At 61.2% G+C, this 19,297-nt stretch carries 8 protein-coding genes; all 8 read left to right on the forward strand.

Features of this window, described 5'->3' with window-relative positions; genetic code table 11:
• The coding region (locus ACODSP_RS27205) for a beta strand repeat-containing protein (RefSeq protein WP_488968650.1) at positions 1–4,520 on the forward strand (4,520 nt) is incomplete at its 5' end.
• A gap of 159 nt (positions 4,521–4,679) precedes the next feature.
• Entirely contained in the window at positions 4,680–5,717 is a 1,038-nt protein-coding gene (locus ACODSP_RS27210; RefSeq protein ID WP_488968651.1) for a TIGR03032 family protein, read from the forward strand.
• A gap of 10 nt (positions 5,718–5,727) precedes the next feature.
• On the forward strand, positions 5,728–7,902 hold the full coding sequence (locus ACODSP_RS27215) for a tetratricopeptide repeat protein (RefSeq protein ID WP_488968652.1): 2,175 nt from the start codon (positions 5,728–5,730) through the stop codon (positions 7,900–7,902).
• 515 nt (positions 7,903–8,417) lie between these two features.
• Positions 8,418–9,272 (forward strand): hypothetical protein, encoded by an 855-nt coding sequence (locus ACODSP_RS27220; protein ID WP_488968653.1) that lies wholly within the window; start codon positions 8,418–8,420, stop codon positions 9,270–9,272.
• A gap of 24 nt (positions 9,273–9,296) precedes the next feature.
• Positions 9,297–15,644: a phage tail protein gene (locus tag ACODSP_RS27225; protein WP_488968654.1), complete on the forward strand. Its 6,348-nt coding sequence runs from the start codon at positions 9,297–9,299 to the stop codon at positions 15,642–15,644.
• Positions 15,645–15,699: 55 nt separating this feature from the next.
• A complete protein-coding gene (locus ACODSP_RS27230; RefSeq protein ID WP_488968655.1) occupies positions 15,700–16,041 on the forward strand; it encodes a hypothetical protein in 342 nt (113 codons plus the stop codon).
• Positions 16,038–16,235, forward strand: a complete 198-nt coding sequence (locus tag ACODSP_RS27235) for a hypothetical protein (protein ID WP_488968656.1) — start codon at positions 16,038–16,040, stop codon at positions 16,233–16,235. Before ACODSP_RS27230 ends, ACODSP_RS27235 begins: the two co-directional genes overlap by 4 nt.
• Before the next feature lie 6 nt (positions 16,236–16,241).
• Positions 16,242–19,297, forward strand: a 3,056-nt coding sequence (locus tag ACODSP_RS27240; protein ID WP_488968657.1) for a LamG-like jellyroll fold domain-containing protein, incomplete at its 3' end; no start/stop codon positions are given.

Consider the following 19,297-nt stretch of genomic DNA (forward strand, 5'->3'; position numbering starts at 1 on the left):
CCGACCCAAATAACCGGAGCGATGCCGGTGCTGCCTATGTCGTCTATGGCCGGTCCAGCGGTTATAGCGGCATCGATCTGGCCACTCTGGCCAGCAGCGACGGGTTCACAATCGCCGGCGGCAGTGACGGCAACTATGCTGGCATTTCCGTGTCCTCGGCGGGGGATGTCAATGGCGACGGTATCGACGATCTGATCGTCGGGGTCCTATCTGCCGATCCGGGCGATCGGGCCTTTGCCGGTGCAGCCTATGTCGTGTATGGCAAGTCCAGCGGCTATAGCGGTATTGACCTGGCCGCTTTGGCCAGCAGTAACGGGTTCAGAATCGGCGGCGCCAGCGGTGGCGACCAGGCTGGTATTTCCGTGTCCTCGGCAGGTGATGTCAATGGCGACGGCATTGACGATCTGATCATCGGGGCCAACTTTGCCGACCCGACCGGCCGTACCAATGCCGGTGCCGCCTATGTCATCTATGGCAAGTCAGCAGGCTATAGTAATATCGATCTGGCCGCTCTGGCCAGCAGCGACGGGTTCCGCATCGCCGGCGCCAGCGCCAGTGACAATGCCGGTATTTCCGTGTCCGCCGCGGGGGACATCAATGGCGACGGTGTCGACGATCTGATCGTCGGGGCCATCCGCGCAGACCCGAGTGGCCGGACCAATGCCGGCGCCAGCTATGTCATCTATGGCGTCAGAGCCGCGACACCGACCGACAGCAGCATCTCGATCACTATCGCTGATCTTGCCGCCCCGTCGAACCTCGCCCTGGCCGATGCATCCAACAGCGGCTCCACCAGCGATGCCATCACCAACGACGCCACACCCACCATCCAGGGCATGGCGACCGCCGGGGCGACGGTCAAACTTTACAAGGGCAGCACCCTGCTTGGCACCGGTACGGCGGGCAATGATGGTGCGTGGAGCATCACGCCCACCAGCACGCTGAACGATGGTGACCATGATCTGACGGCCACGGCGACGGTGGGCAGCAATAGCTCCGTAAGTTCAACCGCCCTCAGCGTCACCATCGACACCACCGCGCCGTCCGCCCCGGTCATCAGCAGCATTGCCGCCACCAATGACACGACCCCCGTGATCAGCGGCACGGCAGAGGCCGGCAGTACCGTCAGCATCACCGTCGGCGGCGCCACGTACCGCACCGTTGCCACCGGCGGCAGTTGGAGCATCGATCTGGGCACGGCAACCCCCGTCAGCGGCACCCTGTCGGTCAACGCCAATGGCAGCAATGCCATCTCTGCCACGGCCACCGACACAGCCGGCAATGTTTCAAATGCCGGTACGCAGTCGGTGACCATCGACACCACCGCGCCATCCGCCCCGGTGATCAGCAGAATTGCCGATACCAACGATACGAGACCTGTGATCAGCGGCACGGCAGAGGCTGGCAGCACCGTTAGTGTCAGCATCGGCGGCGCCACCTACCGCACCGTTGCCACCGGCGGCAGTTGGAGCATCGATCTGGGCACGGCCACCCCGGCCAGCGGCACGCTGGCGGTCAACACCAATGGCGGCAACGCCATCACCGCTACCGCCACCGACATGGCCGGCAATGTCTCCGCTCCCGGCACACAGTCGGTCACCATCGACACCGTCGCCCCGTCCGCCCCGGTGATCAATAGCATCCCCGCCACCAACGACACGACACCCGTGATCAACGGTACGGCAGAGGCCGGCAGCACCGTAAACGTGAGCATCGGTGGCGCCACCTACAGCACCGTTGCCACCGGCGGCAGTTGGAGCGTCGATCTGGGCACGGCCACCCCGTTCAGCGGCACCCTGGCCGTCAACACCAATGGCAGCAACACCATCACCGCCACCGCTGCCGATGCCGTCGGCAATGTCTCCAGTGCCGGCACGCAGTCCGTTACCATTGATGCCGCCGCGCCTGCTGCCCCGGTGATCAGCAGCATCGCCGCCACCAATGACACGACACCCGTGATCAGCGGCACGGCGGAGGCCGGCAACACCGTGACCGTCAGCATCGGTGGCGCCACCTACCGCACCATTGCCACCGGCGGCAGTTGGAGTATCGATCTGGGTACGGCCACCCCGTTCAGCGGCACGCTGGCGGTCAATGCCAATGGCAGCAACGCCATCACCGCTACCGCCACTGATGCACTGGGCAATATCTCCAGCGCCGGCACGCAGTCGGTGACCATCGACACCACCGCCCCGTCCGCCCCGGTGATCAGCAGCATCGCCGCTACCAAAGACACGACACCCGCGATCAGCGGCACGGCGGAGGCGGGCAGCACCGTGACCGTCAGCATCGGCGGTGCCACCTACCGTACCGTTGCCAGCGGCGGCAGTTGGAGCATCGATCTGGGCGCGGCCACCCCGGTCAGCGGCACCCTGTCGGTCAACACCAATGGCAGCAATGCCATCACCGCCACCGCCACCGACGCCCTGGGCAATATCTCCGCTGCCGGCACGCAGTCCGTCACCATCGATGCCACCGCGCCGGCTGCCCCCGTCATCACCGCCATCGCCACCGCCAATGACACGACACCCGTGATCAGCGGCACGGCAGAGGCCGGCAGTACCGTGACCGTCAGCATCGGCGGTGCCACCTACCGCACCATTGCCACCGGCGGGACCTGGAGCGTGGATCTGGGCACGGCCACCCCGGTCAGCGGCACCCTGGCGGTCAACACCAATGGCAGCAATGCCATCACCGCCACCGCCACCGATATGGCCGGTAATATCTCCGCCGCCGGCACGCAGTCGGTCACCATCGATGCCAGGCCGCCCCTGATCAGTGATTTGAACATCACCCAGGCCCGGGGCGACGGCGGATTGCTTTTCGGCTTCGATATCAGCGCGGACGAGGCCGGCGCCACCTACACCTGGACCTTCACCGGCAGTGGTGGCGGCAGCCTGTCCGGCAATGGCAGCATGACCGGCACCAGCCAAAGTCTTTCCAGCCTGAACCTGGACAGCCTTGCGGGTTCCACCTTGACCCTGACGGTCGTGCTGACCGACAGTTACGGCAATAGCGGCGTTGCCCGGACAGTCACCCTGACCCGCGCCGGCGACGCCGTCGTCATCCCGGTTCCGCCCAAAACGGCGCAGACGGTTGATGGCACCGATGTGACCTATACGCAGAATGCCGGCGGCACGGGCGGCACCACCACCATCAAGGCACCGCCGCCCGACCGGGTGGACGATAACAGCACGGGCAATGCCGCGCTGGCCGATGTCCCGGTGGTGCAGGAGCAGCGCACCAATCCGGTGACGGGTCAGGTGGAGGTTATCAACACCCTGACCGTTTCCCTGCCCGCCAACATTTCCGCCGCCATTTCCGGCACCGACCGTCGCACCGATGCGTCCCAGTCGCTGACCGACATGATCCGGGAGATCAACCAGCGCACGGACGCAGGCTCCAGCGCGCAGGAAGGGCTGGGCGCTGGCACCACCAGCTACCTGTCGACCTTGCCCACGGACAGTCAACTGGTCGTCCGCAGCATTGACTTCAGCAGCCAGGGCCAGGATGACGTCGTTGTGCAGGTTACGGGCACCGACCTGGGAACAACATTGCCGGTCGTCCTGGTCTTGAACACCACAGGTGTCAGTGGCCACACCACCATCGATCTGAACGACGTGCAGTTCGCCGCCATCATCGGCAGCGCCACCATCGTGGGGGGGGCCGGCCAACAGACGGTCTATGGCGATGCCTTCAGCCAGGTCATGATCCTGGGCGAAGGCGATGACGAGCTACATGGCGGCGACGGCGACGACACCGTGGCTTCAACGCTGGGCCAGGACACATTGTTCGGGGATGCCGGCAATGATGTTGTCCATGGTGGCGATGGCAATGACTGGGTGCTGGGTGGCACCGGTGATGATGTGGTTGGCGGCGGCACCGGCGATGATCGGGGCTTCGGCGGCGATGGCAACGATATCCTGTTCGGCGAGGATGGTAACGACACGCTGGCCGGCGGCAGTGGGACCGACACGCTGGATGGCGGGACCGGCGACGACGTCCTGTTCGGGGAGGGGGGCAACGACCTGATCATGGCCGGGACCGGCAATGACAGTGTCGCCGCCGGCGATGGCGCCGACACTGTCCTGGGTGGGGCCGGCGATGATCTGTTGGGTCTAGGTAATGGTGATGACCTGGGCTTTGGCGAGGATGGCAATGACATCATCTTCGGCGAGGATGGCAACGACACCCTGTCCGGCGGTGCCGGTAACGACACGCTGAACGGTGGTGCCGGCAACGACACCCTGTTTGCTGACGGTGGTTCCGACATGCTGTGGGGCGGGGACGGACGCGACGTCTTTGCCTTTGGCGCCCAGTCGGGCGGCACGGTCATCGCCGATTTCACGGCTGGCGTCGATCAACTGGCACTCTATGACAAGGCACTGGACCTTGCCGCGCTGCTGGCCACCGCCAAAGTCGTCAATGGCAACACCATCTTCGATCTGGGGGGGCACGGGACCATCACCATCATCGGCCAGACGGATGTCTCCGCGGCCTGGTTCACGGGGGCAATGTGAGGAAAGCCGGCCTCCTTTCCCCCGCTTTATCCGCGCCATGGTCGCCGCCGCTTTCACCGGGGTCTGGAAAGACCATAGAATGCCACGCCACCTATGCTCGGTCGGTCGCGTCCCTGCGGCCATCAGGCCGGGGTTCATGAATTGTTGTCGGAGATTTCGTTGACCGACGGTCGTGAGACGTTCGAGATCAAATACTCGTCGCATCTTCCTGCCTGGCTGGCAGAGCAGGGCATTTCCCTGGCTTTTTCCACCTATCAGGCGGGCAAGCTGTTCTTTATCGGCCATCGCCCCGACGGTCGGCTATCGGTGTTCGAGCGTACCTTCGCCCGGTGCATGGGGCTGTGGTCGAACGGGCAGACCCTGTGGATGGGCTCGCTCTACCAGCTTTGGCGCTTCGAAAATGCGCTGTTGCCGGGGCAGAGCCATGACGGCCATGACCGGCTGTTCGTGCCCCGCCTCTGCCATGTCACCGGCGATGTGGACAGCCATGATATCGGTATCGATGCGAACGGAAAGCCGATCTTCGTCAATACCCTGTTCAACTGTCTGGCCGTACCAAGCGAGACGCATAGTTTTGCGCCGGTTTGGCGCCCCCCCTTTATCACGGGCCTGGTACCGGAGGATCGCTGCCACCTGAACGGCCTTGCCATGAAGGAGGGACAGCCCGCCTTTGTGACGGCGGTTGGCGTCAGTGATACGGGTGATGGCTGGCGGCAGGGGCGCCGGGGCGGGGGCGTCGTCATCGATGTCGCCACCCATGAAACCATCGCCAACGGCCTGTCCATGCCGCATTCCCCCCGCCTGCACCGGGGGCAGCTCTGGCTGCTAAACAGTGGCACGGGGGAATTGGGCACAATCGACCTGTGGACGGGCCGGTTCAATCCCGTCTGCTTTTGTCCGGGATATGGGCGGGGACTGGCCCTGTGGGGGGATTATGCCATCGTCGGCCTGTCCCAGGCCCGCAAGAACCGGACCTTCAATGACCTGCCGCTGGGCGAGGCACTGTCCAGCCGGGGGACCAGCGACCGTTGCGGCCTGGTGATCGTGGATATCACCACGGGCCAGATCGTGCAGTGGCTGACGATCAGCGGCGTCGTGGAAGAACTTTACGATGTGGTGGCGCTGCCCGGATGCGCCCGACCGGCGGCGCTGGGGCTGCGTAATGAGGAAATCCACCATCACATCTCCATCGCCTGACACCTTGGACATGAACGGGAATACCGGCGTGCAGCCTGCCTGCTTCGATCAGATTGTCACCGAATTGCACATGACGGGGCGTATCGACGAAGCCCGCGACGCGTATCGCCGCCTGCTGTCGGTGCAGCCGGACCATTCCGGGGCCATCGCCAATCTGGGCCAGATCCTGCGGCGACAGGGCCGCAAGGAAGAGGCGCTGGATCTCTATCGCCGGGCCGCCGCATTGCCGGACGTCACGCCGGAAATCCTATTCAATCTGGCCAATGCCGAGGATGACGCGGGCAACCGCGACGCCGCCCTGGATGCCCTGAACGCGGCGTTGGACATGCGTCCGGACATGGTGCAGGCCCTGCACAAGCGCGGCCTGATCCTGAGCTTTCAGGAGAAATGGCCCCAGGCCGTCACCAGCCTGCGGGAGGCATTGCGCGCCGCACCGCATGATGTGGTGATCCGCTGCGACCTGGGCGTCGCCCTGAACCATGACGGGGCGCCGGAACTGGCGGAACCCCTGTTCCGCTGGGCCATGGCCGATCAGCCGGCATTGGCGCGGCCACAACGCCTGCTGGCCGACCTCCTGGCACGCTCGCACCGGCAGGCGGAGGCCGAAACGCTGTACCGGGGATTGCTGGGCGGCAAGCAAGACGAGAAGGCGGTGACCGCGCTGGTCGATCTGCTGGTCCGCCGCCATGAACATGCCGAGGCCCTTGATATTCTGCGCCGGCGGCAGGGTGGCAACCCGGCTGACAGCGTCATTGCCCTAACCCTGGCCGCTGTCCTGATCCGCCTTCATCAGTGCACGGAGGCTGCCGCACTCTGCCGGCAGGTTATGGAAAATGACCCGGAGAATGGCCAGGCGCGGCTTCTGTTGGCCAGTGCGCTGTCAAAGCTGCATGACAATGAGGAGGCGCTGGCGCTTGGCCGGCAGGTGATCGACGCGGGCAAGAGCGGGCTTGCCGCCATCTCCAACCTGCTGTTCACCAGCCTTTACAGCGATGCGCTGTCGGTCGACGCGCTGGCGGACCTGCACAGGGAGATGGCGGCGAAACTGCCAGAACCCGCCGATGATGCATTGCGTGCCCCGGCCATCCGGCGTGAAGGCGCGCCCTTGCGCATCGGTTTCTACTCACCCGACCTGCAATCCATCCATCCGGTGGCACAGTTCTTTGAACCGGTTCTGGCGAACTTGGACCGTGACCGGTTCCACACCACCATCTATTCCCGCGCCCAGGATGCCGACGAAACAACGGCCCGGTTCCGCGCCCTGGCGCGCACCTGGCGCGATGTCGATAATCGTTCGGCTGACCAGATACGAAAAGGCCTGCTGGCGGACCGTTTCGATATCCTGGTCGATCTGGCGGGCCATACTGGCGATAACGGCCTGCTGTTCTTCGCACAGCGCATGGCCCCGGCCCAGGTGAGCTATATCGGCTATCCGCATTCCACGGGCCTGACGGAGATGGACTATATCATCAGCGACGCCATCGTGACGCCGCCGGAACTGGAGCCGTTTTTCAGTGAGCGGGTGCTTCGGCCCAATCCCTGCCTCTGGGTGTTCCAGCCGCCGCGACAGGTGATCGTGCGCCGGCCCCGGCCCCGGTCTCCTGGGTCCATCACCTTCGGGTCGCTGAACACGGCGTCGAAATTGAGTGATCGCTGTCTGGCGCTGTGGGCCCGCATCCTGGCCCGCTGTCCGCAGGCCGATCTGCTGCTGAAGGCCGGCAGTTTTGCCGACCCGGCCGCCGTGGAACGGTTCCGTCAACGGCTGGAAGCCCATGGCGCCGACCCCGGTCGCATCCGCTTCGAACCGCCGGAACCGTTCGAGGTGGCGCTTGGCGCCTATGACAGCATCGACATCGTGCTGGATACCATGCCCTTCAATGGCGGGACCACGACCTGTCAGGCGCTGTGGATGGGCGTGCCGGTGCTGACCCTGCAGGGCACCGCCATGTGCCAGCGCCTGTCATCCAGCTTCCTGACCGCCGTGGGGCTGGAAGAACTGATCACCCGCAGCGACGACGCCTATGTGGAACTGGCCTGCGCGCTGGCCGCCGACCCGGCGCGGGTCAAAAGGTTGCGCCGGGGGTTGAGCGAAAAGGTGCTGGCCTCCGTCATTTGCGATGCCGCGACCTATACCGCCAATCTGCAAGCCGCCCTTATCAAGATCGGGAACCAGGCGCGCTCTTGAGACTGATGCATCCGTGTCGAGTTGCGCCGGTTCCGCGCAGAGATAGTTGTCGGCAACAGGGCGGTAAGCAGCAGATGTTCGATGGCGGCGGCGGGGGTCGCTATCGGCTGATCGGCAGAGAATAGGGGCCGAGCCAAGAATAGGGTGGCGGGGATCGTCAAGCGGCACAGGGAGGCGGCGCCCGTGTCGGATGGGCGACGTGACGGAGTTGCTCAAAGTTAGCAGGGTGCGGAAAAACCATTTCGCTACTGCGGTTGGGTTATTTTCGGCAATCTCGCGTCAAGTCCTCGCAAGATACCACCAGTATCTTGCTTCTGCCTTTCCTAATCTTGCCGAAAATCCCCCGCCCTCGCGACGCGAAAGCCTTTTTCCGCACCCTGTTAGTGCTGCCCTCTCTGGGGTTCTGAAAGGCACTGCATTCATAAGTAACCACCTATGAGGGTGGAAATTGACATAAACTGTCTATATGTTCATGGCTGTCATATGCGTGGGGGCGGCAGTTGGTTGGTCCTGGTATGGTTGCACTGAGGGGTATCAAGGCCGCCTTGCTTACCTCGACGATACTCCTGACCTTGGTCGGTGCGGTCGTGGCAGAGGAACGGGACCCGCGCCTGAAGGACCCAACTATCGATTTCAATACGGTCGATCTCTCCACCCTACCGCCCCTGCAATTCACCTTCGTGCCGGAATGGCGGAAGTTGGAAGGGTTTAGGCGGTTTGTGTTCGGTCGGCCGATGCAGGTCCGATCTGAACAGCCCCTAGACAACATGACCGAAGGAGAGGCCTTTCAGTTCTGTGAGGGATTTTGGGAAGATTTGCGCACCGAGTCGAATATCGAAGTTGTCGAGCCGATTCTGCAAACGAACTTCGTATCAGATGTCAAGAACTCTCCCCTGGAAGAGATGTGCCCAGGCTTCGACTTCGAGTACATGGAGGGAACCCGGGCATCCGGTGATCAGTATCGGGTCCGGTATGGCATAAAGGTCTATGACATATCCGGTGCTAAAAAGTCCTTTATATACGAGATCGGTACATATGGACCATTCTCTTCTCCTGCGCCTGACACACCGGAAGTACTTAGCAATCAAATGCTCAAAGTAAAAAGCTGGACAGAGCGGAGATTGTCAAGTATGTATTTATTTTACAATAAATTATGCAAACGCGAATCGGTAAGCTATCACTACGGACAAACACCATTTATGATGGCGGATCATTCCGATGACCTAGGACTTGTCGCTGACAATTTGGTTATCGGCTATCGAAAAAAGAATTATATATTGTCTGTATTTGCTCGTTATCAGGAGAGGTCTGCAATATTACTGGACTTGAGCAGTGAACGTGATCGACCGGTGTGTGAAATTAAAAAGTAAACATATAAAAAGGAGTACACAATCATGACAATTGCGGATAAAGCCCCCGTTGGTAGCAACAATAGAGGTGCAATATATAAAGATTTGGGAGATTCGGAAGGTAGGGAGAAAAAAATCTATCTTGATAGCTATGGCATTCCAACTATAGGCATCGGTTTCGCACTTGCCTCCGCTGACAGTCAGAAAAACCTGACCATACTTCCAAAAGCAGATATTGATAATATATTTTCCCTTGCCGGTCTTACGCCATGGTCGAATGAAGATTATTCTAAATTCCAAAGCATGCTTTCCTTATCCAACGTCCGACCAAACAAGAAAGACGCGAATGGTAGAACTATCACAGATAATGGGATTCCAGTCCTAGATAATTCTCCGCGGCAGAAGGAACTGTCGAAGCTTATCAGTGAGAATGGCACTAGGATTGGGCAGGAAATGTCCCCTGAAGGGATGGCTGCCGTTCTCACTCCGAAAGTAGATGCCGCCATTAAGGCTGTAGATGCGGAAATTAAATCTATTTTTGATGGTATAAAAGGACAACAAGGCCAAACAAAAATTCCGGCATTGACTACACTTGAGACACTTTACGGTCGTCTCACGGACAATAAAGTTGTGGCTCTTATCCAATTTGGATACAACAACCCAGGTGAATTAATTGGCCCCAACCTCGTTACCGCCTTAGCAAATGGAGACAATTGGGGCGCTTTCGCTGAGATACTCATTGGTTCGAACAAGATTCCAGTCTTACATGGCAAGGAAGATCACAGTTCTACGGCCGGCCTTCAGAATCGTCGGTTCCAGGAGGCGGCAAAATTTTCACCATTCTCCGGAGAGGGAGGGACTCCAGCCAGCATCGCTGAGTTGAAGGATGTTCTAGCTAAATACACGCCGGAAACATCTAATTCATTCATGGAGTATTTCAAAAAGCATGATGTAACAATTAGACAAACTGGAGACAAGAAGCCTCCTTCCAGTGACCTGGAGGCGAATATTGATAACTTCTTCCCATTTCGAGCAATGAAAGCCTACATTGAAAAATTGAAGAGTGAAGGAAGCCTATCGACGGCAGAGGAGGCTGAATTAAGAAAATCACTTTCTGATGCGGCCAGAAACCTGGAGAAGGCCGCACGCCAAGTGTTTGGAGAGCCTAATTTTGTTATTGGTGGCGTGGTTGATCCAAATAAAACAGCCCATGTCACTTTGCCATATACCGATGAATCAGGTTTAATTATTCCTGTATCTTCTAGTTATACATCTAATGTTCTTTCCGTCAGGGAGGATATTGATGAAAGGCCTTACATCGACTCAAGTGGTGGCGTCACGGTTGCTCGATATCGGGTATATTATGTGTCTTATCTCAATAAGACCTATAAACTTGAAGGAAAAGACAACTTCACACTTTTCATGAATTCGGAGTTATTTCGTCAGTCGCCTGGATCCAGTACACTCGACCTGCCGTCGCCTGACATATTGGACATCGTCTACCTTAAGCAGTCGCCTGCGGATGATGCTCCGTTTCCGCCTTCGGATTCGGATGGGGTGGTCGTTGTCACGCCTTACCAAGACGGCAATATGGTTCGTGCCGGGCTGGTTGCCCTGGCCAGTTCGCTTGCTAGCCGCGCGTTCAGGGTTGATAACCCGCTGGTGGCGTTGCTGATCAATAACGCTGTGGCACAGGCAACGGACACGGTCTCCACGGAGATATTGACGCGGCTGAACATCCCCCCTGCCGCCCTGCCGGAGGATTTCGCAACACGCCTGGGCAATGGCATGGCAGCCGGCCTCACCTCGCTGGTGGCCACCATGATCATGTCGCGGATCACGGATATTGTCGGTCTGGACGGATTGGCAGGGCAGGCGGTAACAGGAATTGTGTCCCGCACTGCCAGCTCTTATGTCGTCGGCCAGATGGGTCTGAGCTTGGCCGACGACGCTGTATCCTTGTCGAGCGCATTCCATGGAGCCCTGATATCGGTTCCGGCTGATCTTATCGGAAACCAATTCCTGAATGCCATGGAGATTCGCAATCCGACGGCACGACTGGCCGGTAATGTTGCATCTGCCATTGTGCTGGCCAGCAACGCCGGCGGCCCTGTAGTGGCCGCTGCTGCCATGGTCATCACGACCGTTGTTTTCAATGCCATCGGAATTGGCAGCAACTCCGGCCCTTATGGGTATGTCGACCTATTGACTGTGAATGGTCTTTACGTCGCTGGTCCTCCACGCAAGGAACGCCACGGCTTCAAGGGGCCGGCGGAACAACTGACGATGAAGGTCGAACTGCTTATGAATCAGGCGGTTCCTGTCCTGAATGGCGTGCTTGAGCAGATGAACATCAAGGCGGTGCCACTAGCTGGTCGCACCTCTTTACGCTTTTATCTGTTCGAGAATGAAATCCGCAGTTTTGTTGATGGAGACATTGAGACTGTAGACGCATCATGGAATGGAACTGTTACTATCGACTTCATCGAAAGGGTATTGAGGAAAACTGAGTTTGCCACGCCGGCTGACGCTGATCCGGTCCTGAGGGAGGCGTTGCGACGCGGTTGGTATGATTGGATCATCCGTTCCTCGCTCCCGGACTTCCGAGCCAGCTTACCTATCCATCAGGAAGTATATGATCTCTATGACAAGCTCGTTGCTGTCGCCAATAGATCTGGCAGCATCACGCCGCCCCGCCGCGCGCCCACGGGTACATATGGTGAGATATTGTTGGGCCTTCATGCCCAGGTGCGGACGGCAACGACCGGTGTCCGCCAGTTCCTGAGCTCTTATATCCTCTCGGTCCAAAATAGTACGAGCTATACGGGTTTAGGAACCGTGGCATGCTTTGAAGAATGGATGGTGCTGGTTGGCCAGTTCCAGGCATTTACAGCTATTAGTAATGTAACGATCCCTGGGGTTCCGGAAGAAGGCTATCCGTCGGGCATTGTAGAACGCGATGGCGGGCCGATTGCCCTGCACACCAAGTTGGGGCAGGTTCGGAAATGGCTGCTGGACACACAGGTACCTCCCGATTTGCCGGTGCCATTGATAGTACCCGCAGTAACGCCGCTGCGACTGACAATCGTGCCGAAACCCGATCCATCGGTTACGGTGTCCTGGGTGCCTGTCGCTGTTGATGACGCGGTTGCGGTTCGTTGGCAGGAGGAAGGTGGCGCTTGGTTCAGCGATACGGTGAGCGATGGCGCCACTGCCCTGAGCCTGCCATCTGTGAAGGTGGGCCGGACCTACAATGTTCAGGCACGCCTGCAGGCGGCGCCTGCCACGTCGCTCTTGGATGACAACGCCTGGACCCCGATTCAGTCTGTGACCGTCCCGACGGGCCTTGAGGGAGCGCGGGTGGCGCGGCTGGAGCTGTCGCAGCAGGGGACGGACACGACCTGGGAAGGGCGGGATGTACAGATCAACTGGTCGGGGATATTCCCAGCGGTAGCTGGCGGTTCCGCTGCCTTTACCGCTTCCGCCGTGCCGACCGCCTCCCCCCATATGCAGGGTTACGGCATCCGCATCCTGACGGCCTCGGGCCGGGTGCTGCGGGAGGTGGGGCCGGTGTTGGAGACCGGTTACACCTACCGGTATGACGACAATCTGGCTGACAGCCGGGCGGTGGGTCTGGTGTCGGCCAGTCGGGCTTTGCGGTTCGAGGTGTCGATCCTGGCCAAGGTCGGGCCGGCGGTGGGCATGCAGGCCCTGAGCGTCACCAATGACGCCCCGCCCAAGGTGGGGGTGGCGGCGGCGGCGGGCGTGGGTCTGCTGTCGGTGGAGGTGACGCCGGTTGCCGATCTGGACCTGGATGGCTATGCTATCTGGATTTCCGATCAGCCGGGCTTCGATCCCGCCAGCGTGGCGCCCACCTATCGCGGGCCGTCGCCGCATCTGGTGCAGCGCAATCTGGTGCTGGGCAACTGGTACATTCGGGCGGCGGCGGTGGATATGTTCCAGCCGCGCGACGGGCTGGATGTGGCGGGGCTGAACCTGTCGGACGAGGTGATGGTCAATCTGGCCGACATCACCGTCGACAAGGTGCCGCCCGCCGTGCCCACGGGCCTGACCTTGTCCAGCGCCGTGGGCTTTACCAGCGGCCTGGAGCAGGTCGTCACCCTGACCGCGACCTGGGACCGCAATCTTGAGGCGGATTTCCTGGTCTATGAGGGGCAGATCCGGCGCGGTGAGGATGGCGAGTGGACGGATTTCAGCCTGGGCCTGCCGGCCACAGGTTCTCCCAGCCATGTCTGGCGGGTGGAGGCGGGCACGCCCTATAGCGTTCGGCTGCGCGGGCGCGATCGGTCGAGCAATGCCAGTGAATATGGCGACACCGTCACGCTTATTTCCGCCGTCGATACGGTGCCGCCGGGTCCGCTCGTTGACGTGCTGGCCGATGTCGGCCTGCGCTCTGTCATCCTGCGTTGGACCAACCCACCTGACCTCGATCTCGACATGGTGGAGGTGTTCCGCGCCGCCGCCAATGACCGGGCCCAGGCCCTGCGCATTGGGTCGGTGCGCGGATCGGTCTTTGCCGATCAGGGGTTGGCACCGGGCAGCACCTGGTATTACTGGCTGCGGCCCGTGGACCGCACCGGCAATGCCGGCGCCTGGAGCCATGGCGACAATGCCGGACTGGCCGTGGCCATCCCCCGCGCCACCGCCGATGATATCGCCGATGCCCAGCTGAACTTCGCGAAGTTTGCGCAAGGGCTCGAACCGGTGGGGATGGTGAATACTCTGCCGACGCCTGTCGGCTATACCGGCCCGCGCACCGTCATGCTGACCGGCGATGGCAAGCTCTACCGGCTGGTGGCCGGTTCCTGGACCGCCGCCGTGGCCGCCGGCGACGTGGCGGGGCAGCTGGCGGCCCACCAGATTGCCGCCGACGCCATCACCGCTGGCAAAATCGCCGTCGGTGCCGTCAATGCGCGGGAGATCGCGGCGGGGGCGATCAATGCCGACAAGATCGCTGCCGGCGCTATCCTGGCCAATCACATCACTGCCAACGCCATCCGGGCAAACCATATCCAGGCCGGCGCCGTCACCGCCGACCGTATCTCGGTCTCCGATCTGGCCGCCGTCAGCGCCAATCTCGGCACCATCACCGCCGGCAGCCTGGGCGTCAATGTCGCCTATGCAGGGAAGATATCGGCAGGCCAGATTGAGGCCGGCACCATCCTGTCCGATACGATCACGGTCGGCGGCACGGCCCTAAGCGCCATCCGCACCAATGCCAGCTTAGGCGCCAGCGACCCCGCCGCCCGCATCAATAGCGGGCAGACCACCACCATCAATGGTGGCAGGATCACCACCGGGTCCATCGATACTGACCGCCTTAGGGTCCTCGGTCAAATTCGAACTATGACGGGGATCGTTTTCACACCGAACGGCACAAGCCTGTCCTGGACCGGTGGCACGATCAGCTACAACGATACGGATGGCAGTATTGCTACTCGTACAATATCGTCCGGCGGCATAAGCGACACAATCCCCGGCCAGCGCTATCGGCTGTATTGGGCGATTGGGGCCAACAGCATAACATCGACCCGTAATATCAGTGAGAATGCACCTGCAAATTCGATCACCTTGGTCACATTCCGACCGCAATCACTCGTGCCCCTGACCGACCATTTCCGCGACATTACCCAACAAGGTCACACGATCACTGTTGGCCATGTCGTCAGTAACCATGTCACGACAGACATGATTGACGCCCGTGAGATGCGTCTGGGCGTCGTATCGGATGGTGACCCCGGTCTATATTTGCGAACCTACGATGACTACCTGCCCAATCAGGCGGGCAGCCGAACCGGCCAGAAGACCATCTTCGCCTATGCCGGCGGCAAACGCCGGGCGCAGATGTATGTTTCGGCTGACGGTTCGGATGCCGGCTTCGAGGCCTGGGACGTCGCCGGAAACCAGATCTTCGGCAGCAGCGGTTTCGGCACCGGCAGCGTCGATGCCCGTGTCATCCGACCGGAAAGCGCCACCTTCGTCCGGTCCTGTGTTGCCACCACATTCGCCGAGATCAACGTCGTGATTGCCGGCATGAAACCCGGAGACAGGGCGCGGGTGGTGCTGATGGCTTACGGCAATGGTGACGGTCCGGAAATCAACACGCTCCTGCAGGTACGCGGCCATGGCCTGAATACATCGTGGTCCTCGAACTCCGGTAACTATTCCGGGTTCAAGGGCGACGCCCAGGGCGCCTTCATGAGATCATTCGAACTCACAGCCAACGGTACCTATGGCTGGCAATGCTGGTGCAGTTCCGGCGTCAGCACCCAACCGTATCCGAGCCCTGCTTTCGACGCCGACATTGCCGCAAAATCGGTAGAGCGGCTTACGCGCGATGTCGGTCTCATCGCCCTCGTATCGCTGAGATAACGCCATGGCATCCTTCATCAAATACCACATAGAGACGGGCCTTATCAGGCAAGTCATGGATATCAGTCCGGAAGAGGCGGACCTGTATCAGGAACCCGGTTGGTCGGTGATGGCTGTTGATACGCCACCAACCCTGTCCACCGACTATGTCCTGGTCGGCACTGTCACCCCCCGCCCGTCGCTGACCGCCTTTGACAAGACATCCATCCTGGTTGACGGCACCGATACGGCCACCCTGTCCGGCCTACCCGATCCCTGTACCGTCATAGTGAATGGCGAGGAGTACAGCGTTACCGGCGGAACCCTCGAACTGGATGCCGATTATCCCGGAACCTATCGTGTGGAAATCCGCCAGTTCCCCTATCGCGATTTCGTACAGGAGATCATCGCGTCGTGAAAATCCGCCTTACTAAGAGCCGCGACGACATCTCTGCCGAGCGCCAACGCCGCTACCTGGCAGCCTGGCCGCTTGAAAAGCAGATGGAAGCCCATGCCGAGGCCGCTGTCGACCGGCCCGCCAAACGCGACCAGATGCTTGCCGACTTCGCTGCCATCAAGGCCGCTCTCCCTTATCCCTCCGACAGTGAGTGATCCGACATGGCCCAGTACCGGGAAGGCACTATCCATCTGACGTTCGGCGACCCGGCGGTGACGGGCGTCGGGACGCGGTTCCTGTCGAACGTCAAGACCGGGGATATGCTGCTGTCGGGCGCCTCAGGGCCGGCGGCGTTCGTGGCCACGGTGCTGTCGGACACGGAGCTGCTACTGGAGCAGGGCTGGCCGGGTGGGGATGCGTTGGCGGGCGACTACGCCATCCACCGCGACTTCGACCCCACCACAGGGGCACCGCTGCTGGCACCGGGCGATACCGGCCTGCCGCTGGTCTTCAACCGTGCGGTCGGCCTGCTGTCGGTGCAGACAGCGACTGCCGTGACGGGTGCGGACGCGGTTATCGCGGCGCAGGCCGCCCGTGACGCAGCACAGACGGCCGAGGCCACGGCAACCGTCAGTGCCGGCGCAACGGCGGCGGACCGCCAGGCCGTGAGCGCAGACAGGTCCGTTGTTGCCGGCGACAGGGCCGCCGCCCAATTGGCGCGCACGGGCGCGGAAACGGCCCGTGACGCAGCCGTGGGCAGCGCCGGTGCCGCAGCCGCGGACCGGGCACAAACCGGGACCGACCGCGCCGCCATCCAAACGGCCCTGGCCACGGCGCAAGCGCTGGTGGGGTCAGCGGGGACCGGCACCGCCACGGGGCTGGCCTACGCGGCGCTGACCAAATCGCTGCTTACGGCAACCGATGTGGTGGCGGTCCATGTCTATGATACGCGCCTGGACAGCGACGGCGGGGCGTGGACGGAACGGTCTGCCGGGTCCTGGTACTGGGAGTCGCTGAATACGGCCACACGCGGGGCGACGCGGCGGTTTCCGAAGGTGGCGCTGATCGTCGCGCGCACGACATCTCTGACAATTTATGACGCGCATGATCTGGATGCTGGCGGCGCACCGCGCATGTGGATGCTGTTCAACGGTAGCGGCACCGCCGTGCCGATGAACGGCACAACACACGCCCCGACGTCAGTGACCTGCCTGAACGGTCGCGTGTACCTTACTATCGGCGGCAGTTCGGGCTTCGGCCTGATGACGCTCAACTTCTCGGGGGACGTGATCACCGTCCGCGACGCGGGCACATACAGCCGCCGGAATGCCAATATCGCCGCCCGGAACGCGGCAGGTGTGACACAGATCACGACGACAGCGGCATCAGCGCTCCTGGTGTCAACGATCGCCCAGCATGCGCATGCCCGCGTCCTGCCCGGCGCGCCGCTGGACAGCGCTGGACTACCAATCCCGACGGTAGCCGTGGCGACCAGCGCCGGGGTATCTGTAATCCATCCCTGGGGAGTAGTTTGCGACATCACTGCGGCGAACTTCGGAGTGGCGCAACTGACGGCGGGCGGGCAACTGGCCATTCAGTACGCCTTCGGGACGTCTTCGCAGATGGATGTGGGGCCAATACCGTACGCCGATATCGACCGTGTGGCATGGCGTCGGGCGGTATTCGGTCGGGCCAGCATCCCCTCTATCATGGGAAGTGCTGGCAACAACCTGCGATCCATCCAGGGAGTGCCTGGCGGCTGGGCGGTAGCTTGCGACGACAGGCTGACCTTGTTCTCTGAGGATTTATCCAACCCCGCCAACGGGATGGTATCCTATATGGCCCTGAACTATGCCACGGGCTGGCAGCCCGGTGATATCCGGGGTGCGTGGCTGTGCGATACCACGACGGGGAATGTCACCGGCTCGGGTGAGTTGGTCACGAATGGGGATTTTTCCAGCGGCACGGCTGGGTGGACGAACAATAACAGCACTACCACTGTAATCTCTGGAGAACTTGAGATCACATCAACAGGAGTGGTTGGTCCTGGCGTTTATCAGGATTTCCCGACCGTGATCGGTCAGACTTATTTTGTGCGGTGTATTGCCCGTCGGGGTACATCGACAATCGACGTAGCGCTGGCCGCAGCGAGCGCTGGTCAGTCAAACGTAACGACGACCTACAGCGGAACGGTCAATGCCCCCTTGAGTTTGCAGTTCACAGCTACAGCCACGACCAGTCGTGTCTTACTGTACGCTGCGGGCACCCCTGCGGCTGGTCAGACGGTATATTTCGACAGCCTATCCTGCCGCCTCGCCCTTCCCGACCGCAGTTGCAAGGGCAAGGGTCTAATCGTCAACGGCACCCCGCAACGGACAGCACTGCCCTGTGGGCTGGCGGCGATATCAGCATTTAGCGCCTCGAATTACCTTGAGCAGCCTTACAATCCTGACCTCAACTTTGGCACTGGGGATTTTTGCTTCTCTGTGTGGATTAACTCCGAGATTACTGGAACATGGTACGCGAACATTTTTGATCAAGGCACCTATAGCGGTGGGGCGTATACGAGCGGCAACGTTTCACTGCGCGTCTATAGTAGTGCGACGTTGAACCTTACGATCCGTGATGCCACGGGCAGTTCATCTGTCCAGACCGTCGGCGGCGTCCCTGACAATCGGTGGTGCATGGTAACGGCTGTTCGACGTGGCAATCAGCTGGAGTTGTGGGTAGACGGCTCTCTTGCAGCTTCTCAAGCCGTTGTTTCACGCAACGTGGATAACCCGTCTGCGGTTACGCGCATCGGTCACGGACTGGACGGCTTCGCACAAAATACGTCCGTCCAACTTACCATGCTGCGTTCCGGCGCCTATGCGCCGTCACCCGCCCAAATCCGCCAGATATACAATGACGAGCGGGCGCTGATCATCGGCGGGACGCCCGCTACCATCGGCGGCACGTCCAACAGCGTTACGGCACTTGCCGTCAACGACGCCAATGGCACTCTGGCCGTAGGCACCGGCGATGGCGTGTCAATCTTCGCGGGCCTGGGCCGGGTACAGTATCTGGACGGAACCAGTGGCGGGGCGGCCATCGGTAATGATGCCGTCACGGCGCTGTCGGCCAGCGGGTCGCACCTGCTGATCGGCACCAGCGCCAATGCCGGCCTGATCAGCGAAGGTGTCATCGCGCGCGACAGGCTCGGTCCCGTCGGGCCTCTGAGAGGGGGCGCCGCGTCCGACCCGCAGGTGGGGGGGGGGGGGGGGGGGGGGGGGGGCGG

The sequence above is a fragment of the Niveispirillum sp. FG156 genome, from assembly GCF_057809555.1.